We start from the raw sequence: 18,390 nt of genomic DNA, 5'->3' as shown, positions 1-18,390 counted from the left end.
GGCAAAACAGGGATATCTGGAGACCGGAGACCTAAAGGTAACCGGCCCCTCGGAAGCTGATCGTCCCGTTGCGGGCAACGATCAGATGATCGTGAAGCACGATATTGAAACAGCGCGCGGCGTACGCGATCTTGTCTGTGAGGTCGCGATCGGCTCTCGACGGCGTTGGGCAACCGGAGGGATGATTATGGACGAGGAGAATCGCTGTTGCCTCCAGATCCAGGCAGCGTTTCAGTATTTCGCGGGGCCAGGCCTGAACTGCCGATACCGTTCCGACGCCCATCACCTCGTCTGCAATCAACTCGTTGCCCGCATTAAGAAACAGAACCCGAAACCGCTCGATCGGGTCATAGGCCATTTGCGCCCTCAAATAATCGAGCACCGACTGATCGCTGGATAATATGGGCCGCTGCATGAGTGAGGCCCTCAGCATCCGTGTCATCGCACGCCTGAAGCTGAGGAAGGTTTGCTCGACCTGGATCGAGCCATCCAGCAATTCGATCCTGGCGGTCGAACGCGCTGAGACAGCCTCGCCAAGAGAGCCAAATCTCGCAAGGAGGCGTTCCGAAAATTCCTGCGCGCGATCAGGGCAGGTAAGGCCGATCAGTTCTTCCAGGGCGCGTCGACACCCAGATGCGTCAATCGCATCTGGTGCCGCCAGGTGGCGATGATCAGGCCCAGTTGGGCGAACCAACTCCATACCGCCAGCGCCTGCATGTAGGCACGGGGAACCACAGCTGGTGCAACCATCAGCGCTACATGAATGACGACTTCGGCACCCAACATCCCGGCGATCCAGATCGGCCAAAAGCGGGTGCTCCGAATTGAAAGCCATAGGAAAATGCCCAATATCAGCAAATCGATGATCAGGATGCCGGCTTCGACCCCCTGAAACCGGATCCCGAAAGGCGACGCGACAAACACAGTCAGGCTTGCGCCGCATAAAAGCGTGGCCGCACCGATACGTTCGGGTTGGCCGCCCTTTATGAAGGCATAGGCGCTGCTCAAAAGCAGAAGAGCCAGAAACAGGGCTTGTCGCGTCATGACGTAGAGGAACGACAAATGTCCCGATCCGTCAAACTCTCTCGACGAAAGCATCACACCGCTCGGAGATGCTGTCCCTGGGCGGGCGACCCAGCCCTTGCCACCTTGAGAAGGTCGCCATAGCTGGTCTCCGGTAATCCCATTGCGTCACTGGCATGTTTGAGATTGGCGTGGGTGGTGACGATCTTCTCGCGCGTTTCTGCAACAAGCAGCATGGCCGAGGCGGAGCTTTGGATGGCGTCCTGGCCGATCATGGCCGAGAGGCGGGCATCCAGCCGCGCAAGCGGCAACGCCGCGTTGAGTTCGGCGATACGCGCAGCTGCGATGTCGATGGCCTCTTCGGCAGCGAACAAACGCTCGGCAACATGTTTGGCGACGGATTGGCGTTGAGCACGCATGGTTTCTCCTTCCCGCCCATCCGGGCAGGCTATGGTGATGGATTTGAGGAATTGCCGCTCTATTTTGCCACGAGGTCGTTGAGTACCAACAGGAGGGATATTCCGGCCCCTACGGCAAAGAGCATCATGGGAGTGAGGATCGCGAAGGCGATCAGGGTGGAGGGTCCATTCAGGTCATTGCGTTGCCTCCCGGCTACGCGGAGCGGCACAATGTCGAGCAAGGAGGAGGGCTGTTTGCGAACGCCATATGGGCGTTGTCCTTCTGCGAACAGATCCTTGAATTCCTCGTGTGTCGGCTGTGCGTCCGCCTTGGTTTCGATGGACGCATTTGACTCGCAATTGGCGCCGCCCGGAATAGTCATCGGATAGGGGGGTATAATCTGCCCCCCCTTGCCAGCCTCCCAGTCCACGAAAAGCTGGGCTGCTTTCCATCGGGACACGTTCCCAAGTATCTGCCGGGTTTCCAGAATATGATTGTCCACCGTATGAGGGGACAAGTTCAGAACCCGCGCGATTTCTTTGGAGGATAAGCCTTTGGCGGCTTCTCGCAGGCAGTCGCCCTTGCGCGTGCTGAGCCGTTCAAGCCGGTCCGAATAGTCTTCCTCGTTCAAGGGCGTGTCCCTTCGCCAGTTCATGGCAACCGGAAGCGGCGTCCTCTCCAACCATATCATTCGCGTTTATTTTGCCGTCAGTATCCGGTTGCAGCCATTCTGTTTCAAACAAAAACCTTTCGAACACATAATCGTTCTGCATCCGGTTTAACAGATTGTTTTGCAAGCAATCCGAACCGGTCACGCTACGACAGCGACGCCAGAGGATCATAGCTGGAGATAGGCTTGGCGCTTCACGAACCCTTCCCATGGTCTCTGGACACAAGACCGTCGACCCTGCGCTGCCCTGCAGCGAGCGAGCCTCGCGAAGGAGGGAGGGGGCAAGGCGAGCGGAAGAACCCAGAGGGATCCGGTTGCCATGCAATATTTAGAAGTCCGTGCTCTGCTGCAAGACATCAAAACATATCTTGTGACCGGAGGCTGGCCGCCGTCACGCCGTCGGCGCCGCACGCATCTGCTGCGGCGTCTCGATGCCATTGCAGCGCTATTGGACGTGGGGGCGCATCCAGCAGTCGCAGTCGCCATGACCAGACTGGAAGGCGCGCCGGTCCTGCGCGTCGACGAAGACGAGGCCTATATCGAGGAGACGCCTGAAGGCGTGTGGGTCAGTGGATGGATATGGGTGGAGCAGCAAGCCTTCGCGTCCTGCGGTGCCATGCGAATGATGAAGTTGCGCAACGCGATTGCGGATTTGCCGCAGCAAACGCGCGCCGTTTTCCTTGCCCATTGCGTCGAGGGTTCTGCCTACCCGGCGATAGCCCGCAGGCTGAGTCTCGAAGTTGCTGAGGTCCAGCGCGAACTGGCGTCGGCGCTTTTGATACTTTCGCAGGCCCTCGACGAGACATGAAAGATAATTCGCCAGGGCGGCTGACAACGATGAAATATCTTGAACTTGAATTTGAAGGCGAAGCCCTTTGCCGAAAGCTAGGCGGAACATGGCAGAAAGATCGAGGCCTATGCCTGTGTCCGGCCCATGATGACCATAATCCCAGCCTGTCGATCCGCGTTGGCGAGCGCGCATTGCTCTTCAAATGTTTTGCCGGTTGCGACAGGAGAGACGTCCTGCGAGCAATCCGGCATTTACGCCTGCCTTTTGCGGACCGGCACATTTCCGATTTGTCGCGCAACGTGCCCTCGCCTCGCGCGGGTTCAGCGCCAGCCCTACGCATATGGAACGCATCCGCATCCCTCGTGGACACGCCTGCGCAAAGCTACCTGTCTGGGCGCCTGCTCACCCCGCCCTGGCATGATCTGCGCTATAATCTACGCACGCCGCTGGGACGAGGCAGCCGCGCGCTGTTCCGGCCCGCCATGATTGCCGCCGTGCGGGAGAGACGACGGCTCGTCGCCATTCACCGCACCTTCCTTGATCCCGCAACCGCCACCAAAGCAAAGGATCTTGCCGATCCCCGCATGATGCTCGGACGTCCGGGGCGCGGCGCGGTACAACTCATGCCTCCCGCTTCGGTGCTCGGCCTCGCCGAAGGCATCGAGACCGCGCTGGCGGCGATGCAACTGCACAAGATCCCGGTATGGGCGATCCTCGGGACAGAACGGGCCGGACATATCCTGCTACCCAACAGTCTCGAACGCCTCGTTCTGCTGTTCGACCGGGATGAGGCTGGATGGAAAGCGAACAAAAGTGCGCGCCTTGCCTATGAGCGTCCTGGCCTTGAGATCATCAGCGCGTGGCCGCCGCCGCCCAATAATGATTGGGCGGATGTGCTGGACGGGCAGTCACGCGCTGCCTGATAACAGGCTCCGCTGCCCTGCACCTGTTGGCAGCAGAGCAGCGATATAGGTCAGCCGTTGAGACGGTCCTTGATCGCCTTTGCGGGCGTGAACGTCAGCTTCTTCGACGCCTTGATGGCGATGGTTTCGCCGGTGGCCGGATTGCGGCCCTCGCGCGCTGCAACGTCCTTCACCTTGAACTTGCCGAAGCCGTTCAGCGAAATCTCGTCGCCTTTGGCCGCCGCGTCGGCGATGACCCCAAACAGGGCGTCGACGAGTTTGCGTGCGTCACCCTTGGTCAGTCCATGATCGGCGCTGAGCGCTTCAGCCAGCTCGGAATTGTTCATAAAACGTCCTCCTGAAATTATGCAGCTGCCGTGTCTAGCGGCACGGCACCGTGCCGTCACGCCCCAAACCGGTGCAAACGAAAGGAGAGGGGGAGGGAAGCGAATGCGCGGTTCGATGTGCGAACCGCGGCTTTTGCGGAGTTTGTTGCATGACCAAGCCATCCATCCTCGTCCCGGCAACCCATCTCACTAAGTCGCCCGTCAATGTGCGCAAGCGGACCGATCCGCGCGCTGACGCTGAACTCGAAGCCAGCATCTCCGGACATGGCCTCATCCAGAATCTCGTTGGCGTGCCGGTCTCCCGTAAGAAAGGTCATTATCGCATCACGGCCGGTGGTCGACGCCTCGATGCAATCCATCGGCTGATCGAGAAGGGAACGCTGCCTGCCGACTATGAGGTCCCTGTCTTTGTTCTTGCCAAAGCGAAGGACGGCCGCGAAATCAGCCTTGCTGAAAATTACGACCGGCTACAGATGTCGCCTGCCGAAGATTGCCTCGCATTTCGCGATCTGATCGAGGTCGAGGGCCGCAGCACGGCGGATATCGCCAAGCGCTTCGGCATCGAGGAACGCTTTGTCGTCGGGCGCCTGCGTCTCGCGAACCTCGCTCAGCCGATCTTCGATGCGCTCGAGGCTGACGAGATCACGCTCGATGTAGCCAAGGCATATGCGACGACCGCCGACACCGCCCGTCAGACGGCGATCTGGGAGTCTTTACGCAACAGCTATTCCCGCGACAATGTGAATGAAATCCGGCGGGCGCTCAATGGCTACAGCTATCGCGCAACCGATCCCAAGGCCCTGCTGGTCGGGCGGGATTCCTATATCGCGGCAGGTGGCCGTGTCGAGGACGCGGACCTGTTCTCCACTGCAGCCGACGAGCGCTGGATCGACACCCATATTCTCGATGATCTGGCGGAGACGAAACTCGCCGCGCAGGCCGAGGCACTGCGTGAGCGCGAAGGCCTGGGGGAAGTGCGCATCGTCACCGGCGCGCGAATCCCCTATATGGAAACTTATGCGCTGCAACCGCTGACCGGCGTCGCCGAACCGCTCACGCAGGAGCAGGAAGCGCGTAAACGGGAGATTGAGGAGGAGATTGCCGAGATCGAACTGCTTGCCGAAAACGAGGCCTATGAGCCGGAAGAGGATGAGGAACAGCGCTATGCTGCCCTCCAGGCGGAACTCACGGCAATCATTGAGCGCGAGGTTGTGATCGATCCTGAGCAGAAAGCGAACGCTCTGGGCTATGTGGTGCTCGGCCAAGACGGCACGCCGCAAATCCATCATCAACTCTATGTCGCGCCGGTGTCTGATGAAGAGAGCGGCGAGGCCGATGATGACGGCGAAGAGGGCGACGATAATGCCAGCGTTGAAACGCAGGAGAACAATACCGCCGATGACGCTCGCCCGGTGATGAGCCAGCGCCTTCGCGAAATGCTGGCGATGATGAAGACTGAGCTTCTTGCGGTCCACGTCGCCAGTGATCCCGCATTCGCGTTAGATCTGGGCACCTTCATCATGGTTGATCGTGAATCCCGCCTGGCGTCCTTCGACATGCCGAGCGATCTGCGGGCCTCGGTGCCTTCCCGTCTCTTGCCCGACTTCAAGCCGGAAACAGCGGCGGCGGGTGCCTGGACGAAGCTTGACGGGGCGCTCGATCGGAGCTGGCTCCACCACCAGGCCGTTCCAGATCGTTATGATGCCTTCTGTGCGCTGCCCGATGATGCACGTGCGGCCTGGCTCGGATGGGCGATCGCGCGCACGCTTCATGCCGTTCCTGCCGGACGACGCGAGGCAGGCTTTCTCGATCATCTGGGGCGCAAGCTCGGGATCGATGTCGCGGCCTGGTGGCGGCCGACGGCGCTCACCTATTTCGACAAGCTGACCAAGCCTGGCATCCTTGCCTTGTTCGAAGAGATTGGCGGACTGGAGTTGCGGGTACGCTATTCCGGGTCGAAGAAGCACGATCTGGCCGCGTCGGCCGAGCGGCTCTTTGGTGGCGAGGTCATCATCGAGCCCGAAATCCAGGAACGGGCGCTCGTCTGGCTACCCGACGAAATGCGGTTCGCTGCCCTGGAAACCGGCGAAGAGCCGACCTCGCCCGACAATGGCGAGCACGACCTGGCGGACATGGTGAACAAGGAAGGTGGCAACGAAGGCGACCAAAGCTTCGCGCAAGCCGCCTAACACAGCCGGGGGCAGGGCGTCGTCCCCGCCCCCGGCTTCGGCCTTGGATGGAACTGTACAACCGTCTAAAATGAGCCGCTGTTCTCAAACGCCAGGAATAATGGTCTATGCATATTTCCATATTTGATGCGGCAGGCCAACTCATCGACCTTGTTCGCCGCTCGGAAGCAGGGGAAGAAATCATCCTGACCCGTGAGGGGCACGCTGCTGTCCGTCTTGTTCCGGTCAATATGCCTGCTGACAGGGCCAGCCGCCGCGTTTTGCTGGATGAGGTGCGCTTGGCTTCCACAGCCAAGACGACAACTGGCCCCGATGCGGCAAATTCCCAGGACTTTCTTTATGGCGATGAGGGCATGCCCGGATGATTGCGGTCGGCATGTGAAAAAGCGAACGTGTCTGCTGCTTTTGTCGGAGACGATTTCAGCCGGGCGGATGTCGATCGCCGTTTAACTTCATCGGGTTGACGGGTTTGGAAGCGCGCAGAGGAAGACCCAGCTGACGGTCATGCCGCGCCCGCAGTTGTCCGCGATCATTTAGTTCAAACCGCAGCACTTCTTGTATTTGGCGCCCGACCCGCAGGGACATGGTTCGTTACGCCCCGTCTTTTCGCGCTTGATGGTGACCGGTCGGTAGGGGTCATTTTCAATCCGCCATTGGTGCAGCATCTCGACCCAAATCGGGATCAGGTCAGGTGCTTCCCGATCCCACTGGTCTTCCGCAGTGAGAGTCAGCTTTTTCGTCCCATCGGCAAACGCACGAAGCTCGCGGATACCCTCGATCGCGGCGCGGCAACCGGGATCATCGTCATTGAGGACACGCTGCCAGCCCGAAGGGGCAAGATCCATCGCCTGTCCGAAACCCTCGATCCACATCTCCCACAATGTTTCGTCCGACCGTGTGTCGATCTCCAGCACCGGTTCGAAGCTGCCCGGCTGACCCAGGCAGGCCAAGATGACATGATAATGGTGCATGATGAGGTCTGTGAAATGCTGGAAACCGCCCATTTCACTAAACTGGAGCATGCCCGTGCCGTCTTCGCCGACCCAGATCATCTTCAGCCATTGGCTTGGTGCAAGCAGGTCGGGACTGACAAGTATCCCTGTGAGGAAACCGTCCAGCTGCGACAGCAGCATGCAATCCTCGCCTTGATCAAGCAGCAGCCGATCGAGTTCGCCGAGATAGTCGAGTGGAATAGCCATGCTCTTCCATAGCCTCGAGCCGATCCCCCGTCACCGGGTCTGATCTATCCTTCCTGCACAGTCAGGGGCCGGAATGAAGAAGAGCGGGAAGGGGAGAGCCGGATTGTCCTATTCTCGCATGAGGTGCCCATGACCTTGCCCCAACTCGCTTTGTCGCAAACCCACGACGCGCCCGAACGCCTGTTCGAGGTTGCCCAGTCCCTCGCCCACCGCCTGCGCAATGGCGGCATGGTCAATCGCCAGTCCCTCAAGCGCATGATGACCCAGGCGTTCGGCGAAGATGATGCCGGCGGTGCATGGTCGATGCGCGATGCATATGATGCGCTGGAAACCGCGCAGATCCTGCACCTCGCCGATCCGCAATGCGCGCTTCTGGCAGGAACACCTGCCGACATCTTCAAACGACTGCGGCAATTTGAGCGCGGATTGCCAACGCAGACCTACCGCTCGGAAAAGCAGGTCGAGCTCCAGCAGTTCAGCACGCCCCTCAGCCTCGCCTGGCTCGCAGCCATGGGGGCACGCTGTCGCTCGGACGATATCCTGCTCGAACCCTCGGCCGGCACCGGCCTGCTGGCAGTCCATGGCGCACGCGCAGGCTCGCGGTTGCTGCTTAACGAGCATGATCCCGCCCGCGCCGACCTGCTGTCGCGAAGCTTGGGCGAGATCGTGACGTGCCATGATGCCGAACATATTCAAGATATGCTGACCACCGAGCAGATTCCCACGCTGGTGCTGATCAATCCTCCCTTCAGTCGGAGCGTTGGCCGCGGGATCGATCGCCATGCCGGCGCGCGCCACCTGCGCGGCGCGCTTGCATCTCTCGCACAAGGTGGGCGATGCGTCGCCATCATGCCGACAAGCTTCTCGCCAGAAGGTTCGGCCGCGCTTGGCTACAATGTAGTCGCGGAGCTTGTGCCGCCCCGCATCGAAATCGCCATATCGGGTAGCCCCTATGCCAAACATGGAACGGGGATCGATGTGCGTCTGCTGATCTTCGACAAGGGATGGATCGGCGTGCCAAAGCGTCACGTCGCCTGCAACATCGAGGCAGCACTGGACCTTGTCCTCGCCATCCCTGATCGGCTCGATCCCCTGCAGCCTCCACCTCTCCTTCCTCCGCCAGCCGTTGGTCTTTTGCCTTCCCGACCAGCCACTAATGTCGCGCGAGGAAGCCTCTTTGGGCATATGAGCGGGCAAAGGCTTGCGCCGCCGTCGCGCGTTGCAGCGGTGGCAAAGGACGCACGGCCAATCACATATGTGGTTCGGGAGGAGCCGCTTGCTCCCGGCGAGACCGTGGGCATCTATTCTGCCTGGCGGCCCGCACGGATCTCCATCGATGCTGCCTCCAGGCATCCCGATGTTCTTGTCGAATCCATTGCCATGGCCTCGGTGTCCCTGCCGGTGCCGCGCTATCAACCCCTGCTCCAGGACCGCGCGGCCAAGGCGCTGTCAGAGGCGCAGCTTGAAACCGTCATTTATGCCGGTGAAGCGCATGCGCGCGATCTTGTCGGCCGCTTTTCATCTAACCTCGCCGGCGATCGCCTGATCGAGGACAGGGAAGGCAAAGCCTATCGGACCGGCTTTTTCATCGCTGACGGTACTGGTGTGGGCAAGGGTCGCGAGGCGGCGGGCATCATCCTTGATCAATGGAACCGGGCCAATCGCCGCGCGATCTGGATTTCCATGGCCGACCTCATCGAGGACGCCCGCCGCGACTGGACGGCGCTGGGCGGGCTTGCCATCGATATTCAGCCGATTTCAAACTTTCCCCTGGGTACGTCGATCACGATGGAAAGCGGCATTATCTTCCTCACTTACGCCGCCTTGCGCTCCGCGCGCCACGATACAGCCTCCCGCCTGCAACAACTACTGGACTGGACTGGCGAGGATTTCGTCGGCATGATCGTCTTCGACGAGTCTCATGCGATGGCGCACGCAGGCGGGACTGAGACGGATTTTGGCAAAGCGCAAGGCTCGGAACAGGGGCTTGCCGGCGTTCGATTGCAAAATGCGCTTCCGCGCGCTCGCATTCTCTACATGTCCGCGACCGGCGCGGCCAGGCCGGAAAATCTCTCCTATGCTGTTCGCCTGGGGCTCTGGGGACCGGGCACTGCCTTTGCCACGCGCGACATGTTCATGAAGGCGATGGAAGAGGGGGGGATCGCAGCCCTTGAGGTCGTTTGCCGCGATCTCAAAGCGATGGGTCTCTACACCGCCCGGGCGTTGAGCTTTGCGGGCGTCGAATATGAGCCGTTGGAACATGCGCTGACGCCAGATCAGATTTCGATCTACGATGCTTATGCCGATAGCTGGAGCATTATTCATCGCGGATTGCGCGATGTGCTGGCCGAGATCGGCATAGTCGATAGAATGTCGGGCAAGACCCAGAACGCCCGGGCGCGGGGATCAGCCCTCAGCGCCTTTGAATCCGCGAAATTGCGCTTCTTTTCCAGTCTCCTGGTCAGCATGAAAATGCCCTCGCTCATCAACGCGATCGAGCAGGAGCTGGCGTCGGACAATGTAGTGCTGGTGCAACTCGCCAGCACGGGCGAGGCCATCATGGATCGGCGTCTATCCGAACTCTCCGCCCAGGAACGGGCGACGATGGACGTTGAGGTTTCTCCAAAGGAAACCTTGATCGACTATATGAAGAATGGCTTTCCTGTGCGCCAGATGCGGGTCTTTCGTGCCGACGATGGCGCGATGCGCGCCGAACCAATGACCGATGCGCAAGGCAATCCGGTGCTTTGTCGGCAGGCGATAGCCGCACGCGACGAATTGATCGAGGAGCTGTGCGCACTGCCCGCGATTCCGACCGCGCTCGATGCACTTATCGCGCATTTCGGAACCGACCAGGTCGCCGAGATTACGGGGCGCTCGCGGCGTATCGTGCCCGACATCACCGGGCGACAAAAGGTCGAGAGGCGCAGCGCTCGGGCCAATCTGTTCGAGGTTCAGGCGTTTCAGGATGGCCGCAAGCCCATCGCCGCCTTTTCCCTGGCCGGGAGTACCGGACGATCCATGCATTCCGATCGGACCTGTGCCAGCGCGTACAGGCGCCGCGCGCATTTTCTGCTGGAACTTGGGTTCCGTATCCTCTCGGCGGTGCAGGGCTTTGGTCGTAGCCACCGGACGAACCAGCTGACGCCGCCCGTCTATCGCCCACTCACCACCGATTGCCGGGGGGAGCGGCGCTTCCTCAGCACCATCATCCGCGGTCTGGAAGCATTGGGCGCACTGACCAGAGGGCAACGCCAGACCGGATCGCAAAACCTGTTCGATCCTTCCGACAATCTGGAATCCGACTATGCCCGCGATGCGCTCGTTCAATGGTTCCATCTCCTCTATGAGGGCAAACTCCGCAGCGTCTCGCTCGCTGACTTCCAGGAGATGACGGGCCTTGAGCTTTGCGACGAGGGCGGGGAACTTCTGGAACGTCTGCCGTCCATTCACCGCTGGCTCAACCGCATATTGGCACTGCGGATCGCGACCCAGAACAGCATATTCGAGGAGTTTCTGGGGTTGGTCGAGGACCGCGTCGAAGCGGCGCGCGCTGCCGGCACGCTTGACCTGGGCATTGAAACCATCCGCGCCGAGAAAGTGGTTCTGCTTTCCGACAGTCTGCTGCGCACCGATCCTGTAATCGGCGCCGAAACACGGCTTTTGCGTCTCGAACTGCACCGGCGGCCTCCGATCACCAACTGGGCTGCGTTGCAGCTTGTCTGCAAGAACACGGACAATATTGCCTGGCTCCGCAATACCCGGTCCGGCCGGGTCGCACTGTGCATGCCGACATGGCCGGGACAGGACGACGATGGCAAATGGATCGAACGCTGCTATCTCATTCGTCCCAGGGGTCAGCTCCGCATGGATAGAGCGGCCCTAAAAGCCAGCCATTGGAGCGAGATCGAACCCGATGCTTTCCAGGTCTTTTGGGAGGGGGAAGTGGCTGAAGCGACGGAAAATCTTATGGTCGAAACGATCACCATGGCAACCGGGTTGCTGCTGCCCATATGGCATAAATTGCCGGAAGATGACGTGCGCGTCTGGCGGATCGACGATGGCGCGGGCGGTTCAATCCTGGGGCGCATCATCCATCCAGCGGCCGTGGAACGGATCCAAAGGGAGTTCGGCCTCGATGGCGCGACAGTTCTTGGTCCCGACGAAATCATCGATGGTGCGCGTTCGGTGGGCGGAGTATCGATCCCAGGTCTTGGCCCGGCCAAACTTGCCCGGGTTCATGTCAACGACAGTGCTCGCCTCGAAATACGAGACTATCGACCCCAAGACCGGACCTGGTTGAAGGCTTGCGGAGCGTTCAGTGAGGTCGTCGCCTTCAAGACCAGGATTTTCCTGCCTCCTGACCGTGCGGGCGACATCCTTGCCAGGATTATGGCGGAGCGGAGCTAGTCTTCGCCGCGATGCGCCACATCGCGCTACCGATGATGCTCGTAAGGTCAGCGGACAGACGAGATATGGGTTGGATAAACCCATATCTCGTCGGTGACCATTATTCCGTAGATGTCGGTGCCGGAACAGGCGCTTTCTTCTGTTTCACAGCGGATACCTGCCGCCCTGCGCCTTTCTGCTTCGTGGATGCCGCAGCCTTTGGCGGCGCAGCCTTTCCAGCTGTCTCTTTCCCGGTGGCTGGCTTGGCAGGTTTAGCCTTTGTGGGCTCTGCTACTGCGGGTTCCAACGGCTCTTTCAGGGCCGCTGTTGGGGCCTTCGCAGTTCGCGGTGTCGTTTGTACGCCCAGCTTCTTCCTGGCAGGCTTTATTGTCGCGGTCTCCGCTTTTGCAGGCACGGTCGAAGGTTCTGACTTAGGTTCGGACGATACGATTTCGGCCTGTTCGCTTGGTTTGGCAGCGGCCGCCTTGCCGCGGCCGCGCTTGGACTTAGCTTCCGTCGAAACTGCCGGTGTGGCTTCGACAACCGGTGTCGCTTCGACAACTGGCGCCGCCTCTACCACGGGTGATGCTTCCACTACCGGAACCGCATCCTGTGCTTTCGCGCCAAACCGCCGTCCAAGGCCGAGCTTTTGCGCGACGGTGCGCCGCTGTTCCGAATAGGCAGGCGCGACCATGGGATAATCCTTGGGAAGATTATAGCGCTCGCGATATTCGGCGGGTGTCATTCCATTGACCGCCAGATGCCGCTTGAGGGTCTTGTACGGCTTTCCATCGAGCATGCTGATGATGTGTTCGCGTGAGCCAAGGCTCTTGCGGATCGATACAGCAGGAACATACTCGGGTGCCGCTGGCGCTTCCACGTCGGCCTTCCGTTCGAGCGCGCCGCGGGTCGCTTCGATGATGCTGGCGATGTCGCCGGACGGAACCTGATTGTTGGAGAAATAGGCGCTCAGTAACTGCACCGTCATTGCGGTGAAATCAGGCTGCTCGGTATCGGCCACGAAAGGACTCCTGGTTGAGAAACGAATGGAGGATGCCGGTTATCGCCGGACTGGAACTGCGCTTTAGCTAAGCGGGAATCTACAGCTCATGCAAGACGGGAATGAGTGACGGTCATACGGTCCGGCAAAGGGGAGGGGGTGAGGATGGAGAGACCGACTGGAGTCCAGTAACTACGAAAGGCATGTCATGGCCGACCGTGTATCCGCGCATATCATGATAGGGGGTGTGCTTCCTCGTTCGCAATACCCCGTTCTCGTTCAGGCGATCGGCAACGACAATGCGGCTGTCGATTGGGACGGAACGCCCTTTGATCCGGCCAATATTCCCGTAAATGACCCTCTCACCTTGATGGATCATGAAGTGGCCAATGGATGCTTCGGGAGAATCGAAGAAAGCTGTCGACGTCTTGGCCTTCATTATGTCCGATGGTCAGGCGGATATGCCGGAAGCTTCCCCTCTGTCCGCGTCATTTACTGGGGCCATGGCGAACCGCGACACTATCTGACGACTGAAGATGACCAGCAGCTCTTCTCGATCGAACGCATTCGGGAATTGGGAGGCATCGCCGCAATCGAAACTGACTACCAGCTTGCCCGCCAGAACCCGCCGCCGCTGGTGCTCATCGATGAAGAACCGATTGATGGAGCAATGATGGAGCCGATCCATGGCTGACCATTATGTTCAAGCGTCCTTCGCGTTCACCTGCACGGCCGGTGAAGGCGCGCTGATCGAGGAGGTGTGGCAGCACGCGTCCGACCTGTTGGGTGATTTTGCGCCGGGGGAACCGAGCGCTGAATTCCTCGCCGCCTTCATGCCCGACCGATCTCGCCAATCCGTTCAACGGCTTGCTTGAAATCTTCGATGATTCGGACTTCCCAGATTTCGGAGCCGAGATCGAGATTGCGGGCGCAGCCGATTGCATCGTCGCCATTTATGGCACGACCGACTTCCAGCCTGGTCCGATTGCTGAACTCATCCGACGCTGTTGCCAGGATAGCTTGCAGACCGCGCCTGTCGGGTTCGACTGGAGCTATGGCTGTTCGCGCCCACGTCGCGACAGTTTTGGTGGAGGATGGTGCGCGATATTTGCCGATCATGTCGAATTCGCCAGCACCCAGGAAGAACTGGCGCGCCGGTTGGTCCGATCTGCAGTGACGCCACCGATGGAACCGCCTGATCCATGGATCGACTATCCACACTATCCCTCGGCTGATTGGCAGACCGAGGTCGCCAATGGCGATACGCGTCTTGGCTATCTCGACTGGGTTCTCGCCCGAACTGAAGCAGACCGCAGCGTGCCTCCCTCAATGGAAGTGCCGTCGGCCTGACGCACCCCACCCCCTGAATTTGATTGACCCATAAGGATGACATCATGACTGACGCTAACGCGCCGGGCGCGTCCGCGCGCCTGTATAGTCAGACCGACCATGACGAACGCGGCAACTTCCATTATGAAGGCGATCTCTACCGCGCCGGCGAAGCGTTGCCATCGCTCGCCTCCCGGATCGATCGCCAACTCGCCCAGCATTTTACCGGCACCAGCTTTGCGATCCGCACCGAGACATTTGCAGGCGGACGCAAGGTCATCGCGGAAATCCTCGATACCCCGGACGACCTCACCGGCCGTGAAGCGCAGGATGCCTTCATCGTCGAGGTGCGCGATCAGATGGAACGGTTCGGGTTCACGCGGACCAATCCGTTGCAGGATTTCTGGTCATGCAGTTTCTACAGCGAGGCGCGCATCGGCCAGGCCTATTGGGCGGCATTGGCAAAACGTCAGGGTATCCGCAATCCCGTCGATACGGTCCTGTCATTAGCGGCATTCAAGAAGCGTGTAAAAGCCGGTGATCGGCTGAAGCTTCTGGACGCACCGTCTGGTCATCGACTTCTTGGAACGACCCGCGACATCACCGAAGTGCGCTCGGGCGACCTGATCCTCGAAGGTCGTTCCTACCTGTCCTTTCCCAGGGCCTCCGCCTTCGCCTGCGACGGCCGGCTGATCCGGATCGCCATCGGTTCGCAATATGGTCCTGACGATCATCTTCTCTACGAATGGCTAAGGGCTTCCTGAGCGCCATTTCCTATGGTGATCGCGCTTGCCCAGACCATGCGCGATATCGGGCATAACTATCAGCGGCACCTTCATGTGACGGCGATCGATGTTGATCCGCGTGCGATCCACATGGCCTATGTTCAACTCTCACTGCTTCATATTCCAGCCCATCTCATGGTCGGCAACGCCTTGTCGGGCGAGATACAGGACCATTGGTTCACCCCAGCGCATATATTGGGGGGATGGACCGCTCGGCTCACCCTTCGTCAACGTCGCGAACCCGTGGCTGAGACCGCCCAACGCGCGACCACCGTCACCGCCGCGACATCACCATCACAAGGCGCCGTTTCGCCATCGCACGAACCACGGGCATCGCAGCGATCGATGCCGCGACAGTTGAGCCTATTCTGACATTCTCGCGCCTCACATCATAGGAGATTGGCATGGCCCGACATGTCCATATCGACGCTCTGGGCCGAATTCCGTCCGGCACAGCAATCATAACTTTGGCCATCTGCGGACCGCGCGGCGGCATGCGCGCCGTCGAGGATATTTCGATCGATGAAGCCGAGAAAATGGTAACGCAGCTTCAGGCTGCGGTCGCTCATGCTCGAGCCGGGGCCGCCATCGCTCCAGTTGATCGCTTCATGCAGGACGTCATCGACCGGCTCGCCGATCAGGGGCTCGCGCTCGATCCTTCCTTCCGTACATGGTGTGCCGGCAATCACGGCCTGCTCAGTCCACGGCAGGCCGCTGAACGCTGGTGCTGCTGGCATGTTGCCTGACCGATCCTGCCGGTCGCGAGCATGGTCGGTTTCCCGCGCCTATGTGACGGTTCAATACAGGATGACGCCCGTCCCGGGAATGATCTGATCGAAAAAATCGAAGTCGCGCCGGTTGCCTGTCAGCAGGTCACAGCCGGTCGCCGCCGCCTGCAGAAACAGCAGGGCGTCGTTGAGCAGGGCGATCGAATGGGGTTGGCCAGAAAGCCTCGTGACCATGCCTGCCAGCATACCGGCCTCTCCGAACATGCGGGAGGAGGGCGCGCTGAGGCGATGCTCCGGGATATCGTCGATTGTCCGTCCCAGCGTCTTGAGGACCGACGCGGTGCGTTTGTCGGCCGGATCGAGCGCGCCCATCAGGTGGGTCATCTCGGCAAGCGCCACGCAGGAATGATTGACGATCCTGTTTTCCAGCAAACAGTCTACTTCATCCGGTGTCTTGCCCTGAAGCACATCAATATAGACGCACGTGTCGAGCAGAAGCTCGCGGCCTATGACAGCTGCCTTGTGAACAAGCGGCAATGCCTCTTCGGGTCGTCGCGACAGCCTGGCACCAGATCGCTGCGGCCTGATCCGGCGCAACGAGGCCTTGCGATCAAATCCCAAGCGCAATATCCGCAGGGATCGTGCCCTTTCGGCGCACTAGCCTGGCTCCGAAATCATCCTCAAGCGCCACTTTGGCGAGCGCATATTCGACAAGATCGGTGGTCGAGGCGATGCCGCTGCGCATCTTGGCGCGATCGATGAGTTCACGCGGGACACGGGCGCCGACCGCGCTGTTCGTGCCCGACAGCAAACCCGCCGCCTTGGCAGCGGCCACGACCGCTCCATGTCGCTGGGACAGATGCTCTTCGTGCTTCGTCGCCATCATGGCCTCCTTTCGTTGAACATATACGCCAGTTTGTAAAACATACAAGCCGCCGTCGTACCTGCCGCCGCCGGTCGGGTCTCGTGAACCCGATATCGCGGTGCGCGAAAGGGAAGGGAGGGGCGGGGATGTGACAGGGGCGGTGAAGCACCTGTCGCTCTGCATCTCAAGGAGACGATTCCCATGGCGACCCTTGCCCCCATGAACGAAAGCCCCCGCGTCACGGCGCCCTATCGGATCGATGTCTCGCGCGGACGCATGAGCAGCCGCGTATCGTCCGAGTGGTTCTCCCGTCCCGACGACGAGAAATATCTCTCGCTGACCAGTCTCTATGATGCCGTGCGCGGCCGCGCGGACCGTGCGACCACGCGTATCGTTGAAAGCCGGTCGATCCGGGTCGAGGCGAAAAGCGACAATCCAGAACGGCTGATGCTGGTGGCGCCTGGCGATGATCGACCGCTTGCACCCACCAACTGGTCCTTTGGCCAGGTGGCAAGTCTCGTCGGTGCTCCGGCTTCCTATCTGCGCCAGCTTCCTGCCGCGCTTGCCGGCATCAACCTGCAGCATGGGTTGATCAACCACCGGGGCGAGCAGGTCAAACTGCTCCAGACCGAGAATGGTCGCACCGAATTGCGGGCGGCTACCGGGTCGGAATATGGCAGGATCTTCGACTGGGAACTGGTCCAGGCGGTGATGGCCTTTGCCGGCGATGGCGTCGGCGACACGCGCTGGAAGGTGCCCGGAACGATCGACTGGGCCGGCATGACCTATAACTCGCATGTCGATATCACCAGGGAGACGACCACGCTCTACGCATCGGACCGGGACATTTTCCTGTTCCTCGTGGACGACACGCACCCTATCGAGGCCGGCAAGCTCCCTAATGGCGATCCCGACCTTTATTTTCGCGGGTTCTACGCCTGGAACAGTGAAGTCGGCTCCAAAACGCTCGGGATCGCGACTTTCTATCTGCGCGGTGTGTGCGCCAACCGCTGCCTGTGGGGTGTCGAGAATTTCGAGGAGGTCAACATCCGCCACTCGAAATTCGCCGGCGCCCGTTTTGCCCATCAGGCCGCGCCCGCGCTCGAGCATTTCGCAAACTCCTCGCCGTCGCATTTCATCTCCGGCATCAAGGCCGCTCGCGAGCGGATCGTCGCGCGCAAGGAGGAAGAGCGCGAACCCTTCCTTCGCAAACGCGGCTTTTCCAAGGCCGAGACCGCAAAGATCATCCAGACCGTGCTGGCCGAGGAAGGCCGGCCGCCTGAATCCATCTATGATTTCGTCCAGGGCATAACAGCGCTGGCGCGCGCGAAGCCGCATCAGGACAGCCGCCTCGACCTGGAGAACAAGGCCAGAAAGCTGCTCGAACAGGCGCTTTGAGGCCCGGCGCCGCCGCTCTCATGCCTTCTCCACCTTCTTCCTCGCCATCCCGGTCAAGCGCCGGGGTGGCCATTGTCATGAAAGGATGCCGCCATGCGCGCCCATTCGTCCCTTCCCCTGCCGCAATTTATCGTCGACATCGCCTTCTTCAGCGGCGGCGAATACTATGCCACCGAGACTTACACCGTTCCTGCATCCACCTGGTTTGCTGCGGAGCAACAGGCGCTGCAGATGTCGGTAAACAGCGTCTATGACGATGCGCGCATTCCTGACCTCAGCCGAACCGCCACTGTCCGCACGGCCTGATCATGCTCTGAGATCAATCTCGATGACAAAACTTCCGAACCGGAATCCTGGGACGGGTGTGCCGATCCAGC

22 protein-coding genes are annotated in these 18,390 nt (G+C 60.3%); 12 read left to right on the top strand and 10 right to left on the bottom strand.

Annotated features, from left to right (window positions below; all coding sequences use genetic code 11):
- Positions 1–31: 31 nt before the first annotated feature.
- Genes F4U94_RS19845 through F4U94_RS19830 form a run of 4 tightly spaced genes read right to left on the bottom strand, consistent with a single transcriptional unit; the run spans position 32 to position 2,053 of the window.
- Positions 32–700, bottom strand: a complete 669-nt coding sequence (locus F4U94_RS19845) for a JAB domain-containing protein (protein ID WP_120252723.1) — start codon at positions 698–700, stop codon at positions 32–34.
- Positions 604–1,044 carry a hypothetical protein gene (locus tag F4U94_RS19840; RefSeq protein ID WP_120252724.1) on the bottom strand — a complete coding sequence of 147 codons (441 nt, stop codon included), beginning with the start codon at positions 1,042–1,044 and terminating at the stop codon, positions 604–606. Before F4U94_RS19840 ends, F4U94_RS19845 begins: the two co-directional genes overlap by 97 nt.
- Positions 1,045–1,097: 53 nt before the next feature.
- Positions 1,098–1,442: a hypothetical protein gene (locus F4U94_RS19835; RefSeq protein WP_019052721.1), complete on the bottom strand. Its 345-nt coding sequence runs from the start codon at positions 1,440–1,442 to the stop codon at positions 1,098–1,100.
- 59 nt (positions 1,443–1,501) lie between these two features.
- A complete protein-coding gene (locus tag F4U94_RS19830) occupies positions 1,502–2,053 on the bottom strand; it encodes a helix-turn-helix domain-containing protein (protein WP_161600417.1) in 552 nt (183 codons plus the stop codon).
- A gap of 523 nt (positions 2,054–2,576) precedes the next feature.
- On the opposite strand from F4U94_RS19830, the gene F4U94_RS19825 reads away from it, so the two are divergent.
- Together F4U94_RS19825 and F4U94_RS25605 are read left to right on the top strand one after the other, a co-directional pair.
- Positions 2,577–2,900, top strand: coding sequence for a sigma factor-like helix-turn-helix DNA-binding protein (locus tag F4U94_RS19825; RefSeq protein WP_211363317.1), 324 nt, complete (start codon positions 2,577–2,579; stop codon positions 2,898–2,900).
- Complete coding sequence (locus F4U94_RS25605; RefSeq protein WP_120252728.1) at positions 2,897–3,805, top strand: DUF7146 domain-containing protein; 909 nt, start codon at positions 2,897–2,899, stop codon at positions 3,803–3,805. Before F4U94_RS19825 ends, F4U94_RS25605 begins: the two co-directional genes overlap by 4 nt.
- A gap of 50 nt (positions 3,806–3,855) precedes the next feature.
- Here F4U94_RS25605 and F4U94_RS19815 read toward each other — a convergent pair whose 3' ends face one another.
- Positions 3,856–4,131: an HU family DNA-binding protein gene (locus F4U94_RS19815; RefSeq protein WP_120252729.1), complete on the bottom strand. Its 276-nt coding sequence runs from the start codon at positions 4,129–4,131 to the stop codon at positions 3,856–3,858.
- Positions 4,132–4,280: 149 nt separating this feature from the next.
- Here F4U94_RS19815 and F4U94_RS19810 point away from each other — a divergent pair, with 149 nt between their 5' ends.
- A complete protein-coding gene (locus F4U94_RS19810; protein WP_120252730.1) occupies positions 4,281–6,320 on the top strand; it encodes a ParB/RepB/Spo0J family partition protein in 2,040 nt (679 codons plus the stop codon).
- 107 nt (positions 6,321–6,427) lie between these two features.
- The gene (locus tag F4U94_RS19805; protein WP_120252731.1) at positions 6,428–6,685 is read left to right on the top strand and encodes a type II toxin-antitoxin system Phd/YefM family antitoxin; all 258 of its coding nucleotides are present in this window, start codon (positions 6,428–6,430) and stop codon (positions 6,683–6,685) included.
- 168 nt (positions 6,686–6,853) lie between these two features.
- Here F4U94_RS19805 and F4U94_RS19800 read toward each other — a convergent pair whose 3' ends face one another.
- Positions 6,854–7,519, bottom strand: coding sequence for a UPF0149 family protein (locus F4U94_RS19800; protein ID WP_120252732.1), 666 nt, complete (start codon positions 7,517–7,519; stop codon positions 6,854–6,856).
- A gap of 129 nt (positions 7,520–7,648) precedes the next feature.
- Between F4U94_RS19800 and F4U94_RS19795 the strand changes: the two genes are divergently transcribed.
- Entirely contained in the window at positions 7,649–11,929 is a 4,281-nt protein-coding gene (locus F4U94_RS19795; RefSeq protein ID WP_120252733.1) for a strawberry notch-like NTP hydrolase domain-containing protein, read from the top strand.
- Between the two features lie 100 nt (positions 11,930–12,029).
- Here the strand turns inward: F4U94_RS19795 and F4U94_RS19790 are convergent, their stop codons facing one another.
- Positions 12,030–12,929: a Ros/MucR family transcriptional regulator gene (locus F4U94_RS19790; RefSeq protein WP_120252734.1), complete on the bottom strand. Its 900-nt coding sequence runs from the start codon at positions 12,927–12,929 to the stop codon at positions 12,030–12,032.
- Positions 12,930–13,116: 187 nt separating this feature from the next.
- Between F4U94_RS19790 and F4U94_RS19785 the strand changes: the two genes are divergently transcribed.
- Genes F4U94_RS19785 through F4U94_RS25100 form a run of 5 tightly spaced genes read left to right on the top strand, consistent with a single transcriptional unit; the run spans position 13,117 to position 15,394 of the window.
- On the top strand, positions 13,117–13,602 hold the full coding sequence (locus tag F4U94_RS19785) for a hypothetical protein (RefSeq protein ID WP_120252735.1): 486 nt from the start codon (positions 13,117–13,119) through the stop codon (positions 13,600–13,602).
- Complete coding sequence (locus tag F4U94_RS25105) at positions 13,595–13,783, top strand: hypothetical protein (RefSeq protein ID WP_232016551.1); 189 nt, start codon at positions 13,595–13,597, stop codon at positions 13,781–13,783. Before F4U94_RS19785 ends, F4U94_RS25105 begins: the two co-directional genes overlap by 8 nt.
- Positions 13,776–14,258, top strand: coding sequence for a hypothetical protein (locus F4U94_RS19780; protein WP_246171662.1), 483 nt, complete (start codon positions 13,776–13,778; stop codon positions 14,256–14,258). Before F4U94_RS25105 ends, F4U94_RS19780 begins: the two co-directional genes overlap by 8 nt.
- Positions 14,259–14,302: 44 nt before the next feature.
- The gene (locus tag F4U94_RS19775) at positions 14,303–15,001 is read left to right on the top strand and encodes a hypothetical protein (RefSeq protein WP_120253497.1); all 699 of its coding nucleotides are present in this window, start codon (positions 14,303–14,305) and stop codon (positions 14,999–15,001) included.
- A gap of 12 nt (positions 15,002–15,013) precedes the next feature.
- Complete coding sequence (locus F4U94_RS25100; protein ID WP_232016555.1) at positions 15,014–15,394, top strand: hypothetical protein; 381 nt, start codon at positions 15,014–15,016, stop codon at positions 15,392–15,394.
- 17 nt (positions 15,395–15,411) lie between these two features.
- On the opposite strand, the gene F4U94_RS24800 is transcribed toward F4U94_RS25100, so the two are convergent.
- From F4U94_RS24800 to F4U94_RS19755, 3 genes are all read right to left on the bottom strand, one after another.
- On the bottom strand, positions 15,412–15,711 hold the full coding sequence (locus F4U94_RS24800) for a hypothetical protein (protein WP_150412166.1): 300 nt from the start codon (positions 15,709–15,711) through the stop codon (positions 15,412–15,414).
- A gap of 108 nt (positions 15,712–15,819) precedes the next feature.
- On the bottom strand, positions 15,820–16,371 hold the full coding sequence (locus F4U94_RS19760; protein WP_170267509.1) for a type II toxin-antitoxin system VapC family toxin: 552 nt from the start codon (positions 16,369–16,371) through the stop codon (positions 15,820–15,822).
- A complete protein-coding gene (locus F4U94_RS19755; RefSeq protein ID WP_232016557.1) occupies positions 16,361–16,636 on the bottom strand; it encodes a hypothetical protein in 276 nt (91 codons plus the stop codon). The genes F4U94_RS19760 and F4U94_RS19755 overlap by 11 nt, the downstream gene beginning before the upstream one ends.
- 180 nt (positions 16,637–16,816) lie before the next feature.
- On the opposite strand from F4U94_RS19755, the gene F4U94_RS19750 reads away from it, so the two are divergent.
- Together F4U94_RS19750 and F4U94_RS19745 are read left to right on the top strand one after the other, a co-directional pair.
- A complete protein-coding gene (locus tag F4U94_RS19750; protein WP_120252738.1) occupies positions 16,817–18,013 on the top strand; it encodes a DUF932 domain-containing protein in 1,197 nt (398 codons plus the stop codon).
- Between the two features lie 93 nt (positions 18,014–18,106).
- Positions 18,107–18,319, top strand: coding sequence for a hypothetical protein (locus F4U94_RS19745; RefSeq protein WP_037480211.1), 213 nt, complete (start codon positions 18,107–18,109; stop codon positions 18,317–18,319).
- Positions 18,320–18,390 lie beyond the last annotated feature (71 nt).

The sequence above is a fragment of the Sphingobium limneticum genome (assembly GCF_008710155.1).
GTDB lineage: Bacteria > Pseudomonadota > Alphaproteobacteria > Sphingomonadales > Sphingomonadaceae > Sphingobium > Sphingobium limneticum.
Note: the sequence above shows the minus strand (reverse complement) of the source record. Positions and strands in the feature narration are given on the sequence as shown.

Excerpts from the sequence above, each read along its gene's own strand:
- F4U94_RS19845 (WP_120252723.1), bottom strand. The coding sequence starts at position 700 with ATGGAGTTGGTTCGCCCAACTGGGCCTGATCATCGCCACCTGGCGGCA.
- F4U94_RS19840 (WP_120252724.1), bottom strand. The coding sequence starts at position 1,044 with ATGACGCGACAAGCCCTGTTTCTGGCTCTTCTGCTTTTGAGCAGCGCC.
- F4U94_RS19835 (WP_019052721.1), bottom strand. The coding sequence starts at position 1,442 with ATGCGTGCTCAACGCCAATCCGTCGCCAAACATGTTGCCGAGCGTTTG.
- F4U94_RS19825 (WP_211363317.1), top strand. The coding sequence starts at position 2,577 with ATGACCAGACTGGAAGGCGCGCCGGTCCTGCGCGTCGACGAAGACGAG.
- F4U94_RS25605 (WP_120252728.1), top strand. The coding sequence starts at position 2,897 with ATGAAAGATAATTCGCCAGGGCGGCTGACAACGATGAAATATCTTGAA.
- F4U94_RS19815 (WP_120252729.1), bottom strand. The coding sequence starts at position 4,131 with ATGAACAATTCCGAGCTGGCTGAAGCGCTCAGCGCCGATCATGGACTG.
- F4U94_RS19810 (WP_120252730.1), top strand. The coding sequence starts at position 4,281 with ATGACCAAGCCATCCATCCTCGTCCCGGCAACCCATCTCACTAAGTCG.
- F4U94_RS19805 (WP_120252731.1), top strand. The coding sequence starts at position 6,428 with ATGCATATTTCCATATTTGATGCGGCAGGCCAACTCATCGACCTTGTT.
- F4U94_RS19800 (WP_120252732.1), bottom strand. The coding sequence starts at position 7,519 with ATGGCTATTCCACTCGACTATCTCGGCGAACTCGATCGGCTGCTGCTT.
- F4U94_RS19795 (WP_120252733.1), top strand. The coding sequence starts at position 7,649 with ATGACCTTGCCCCAACTCGCTTTGTCGCAAACCCACGACGCGCCCGAA.
- F4U94_RS19785 (WP_120252735.1), top strand. The coding sequence starts at position 13,117 with ATGGCCGACCGTGTATCCGCGCATATCATGATAGGGGGTGTGCTTCCT.
- F4U94_RS25105 (WP_232016551.1), top strand. The coding sequence starts at position 13,595 with ATGGCTGACCATTATGTTCAAGCGTCCTTCGCGTTCACCTGCACGGCC.
- F4U94_RS19775 (WP_120253497.1), top strand. The coding sequence starts at position 14,303 with ATGACTGACGCTAACGCGCCGGGCGCGTCCGCGCGCCTGTATAGTCAG.
- F4U94_RS25100 (WP_232016555.1), top strand. The coding sequence starts at position 15,014 with ATGGTGATCGCGCTTGCCCAGACCATGCGCGATATCGGGCATAACTAT.
- F4U94_RS19755 (WP_232016557.1), bottom strand. The coding sequence starts at position 16,636 with ATGATGGCGACGAAGCACGAAGAGCATCTGTCCCAGCGACATGGAGCG.
- F4U94_RS19750 (WP_120252738.1), top strand. The coding sequence starts at position 16,817 with ATGGCGACCCTTGCCCCCATGAACGAAAGCCCCCGCGTCACGGCGCCC.
- F4U94_RS19745 (WP_037480211.1), top strand. The coding sequence starts at position 18,107 with ATGCGCGCCCATTCGTCCCTTCCCCTGCCGCAATTTATCGTCGACATC.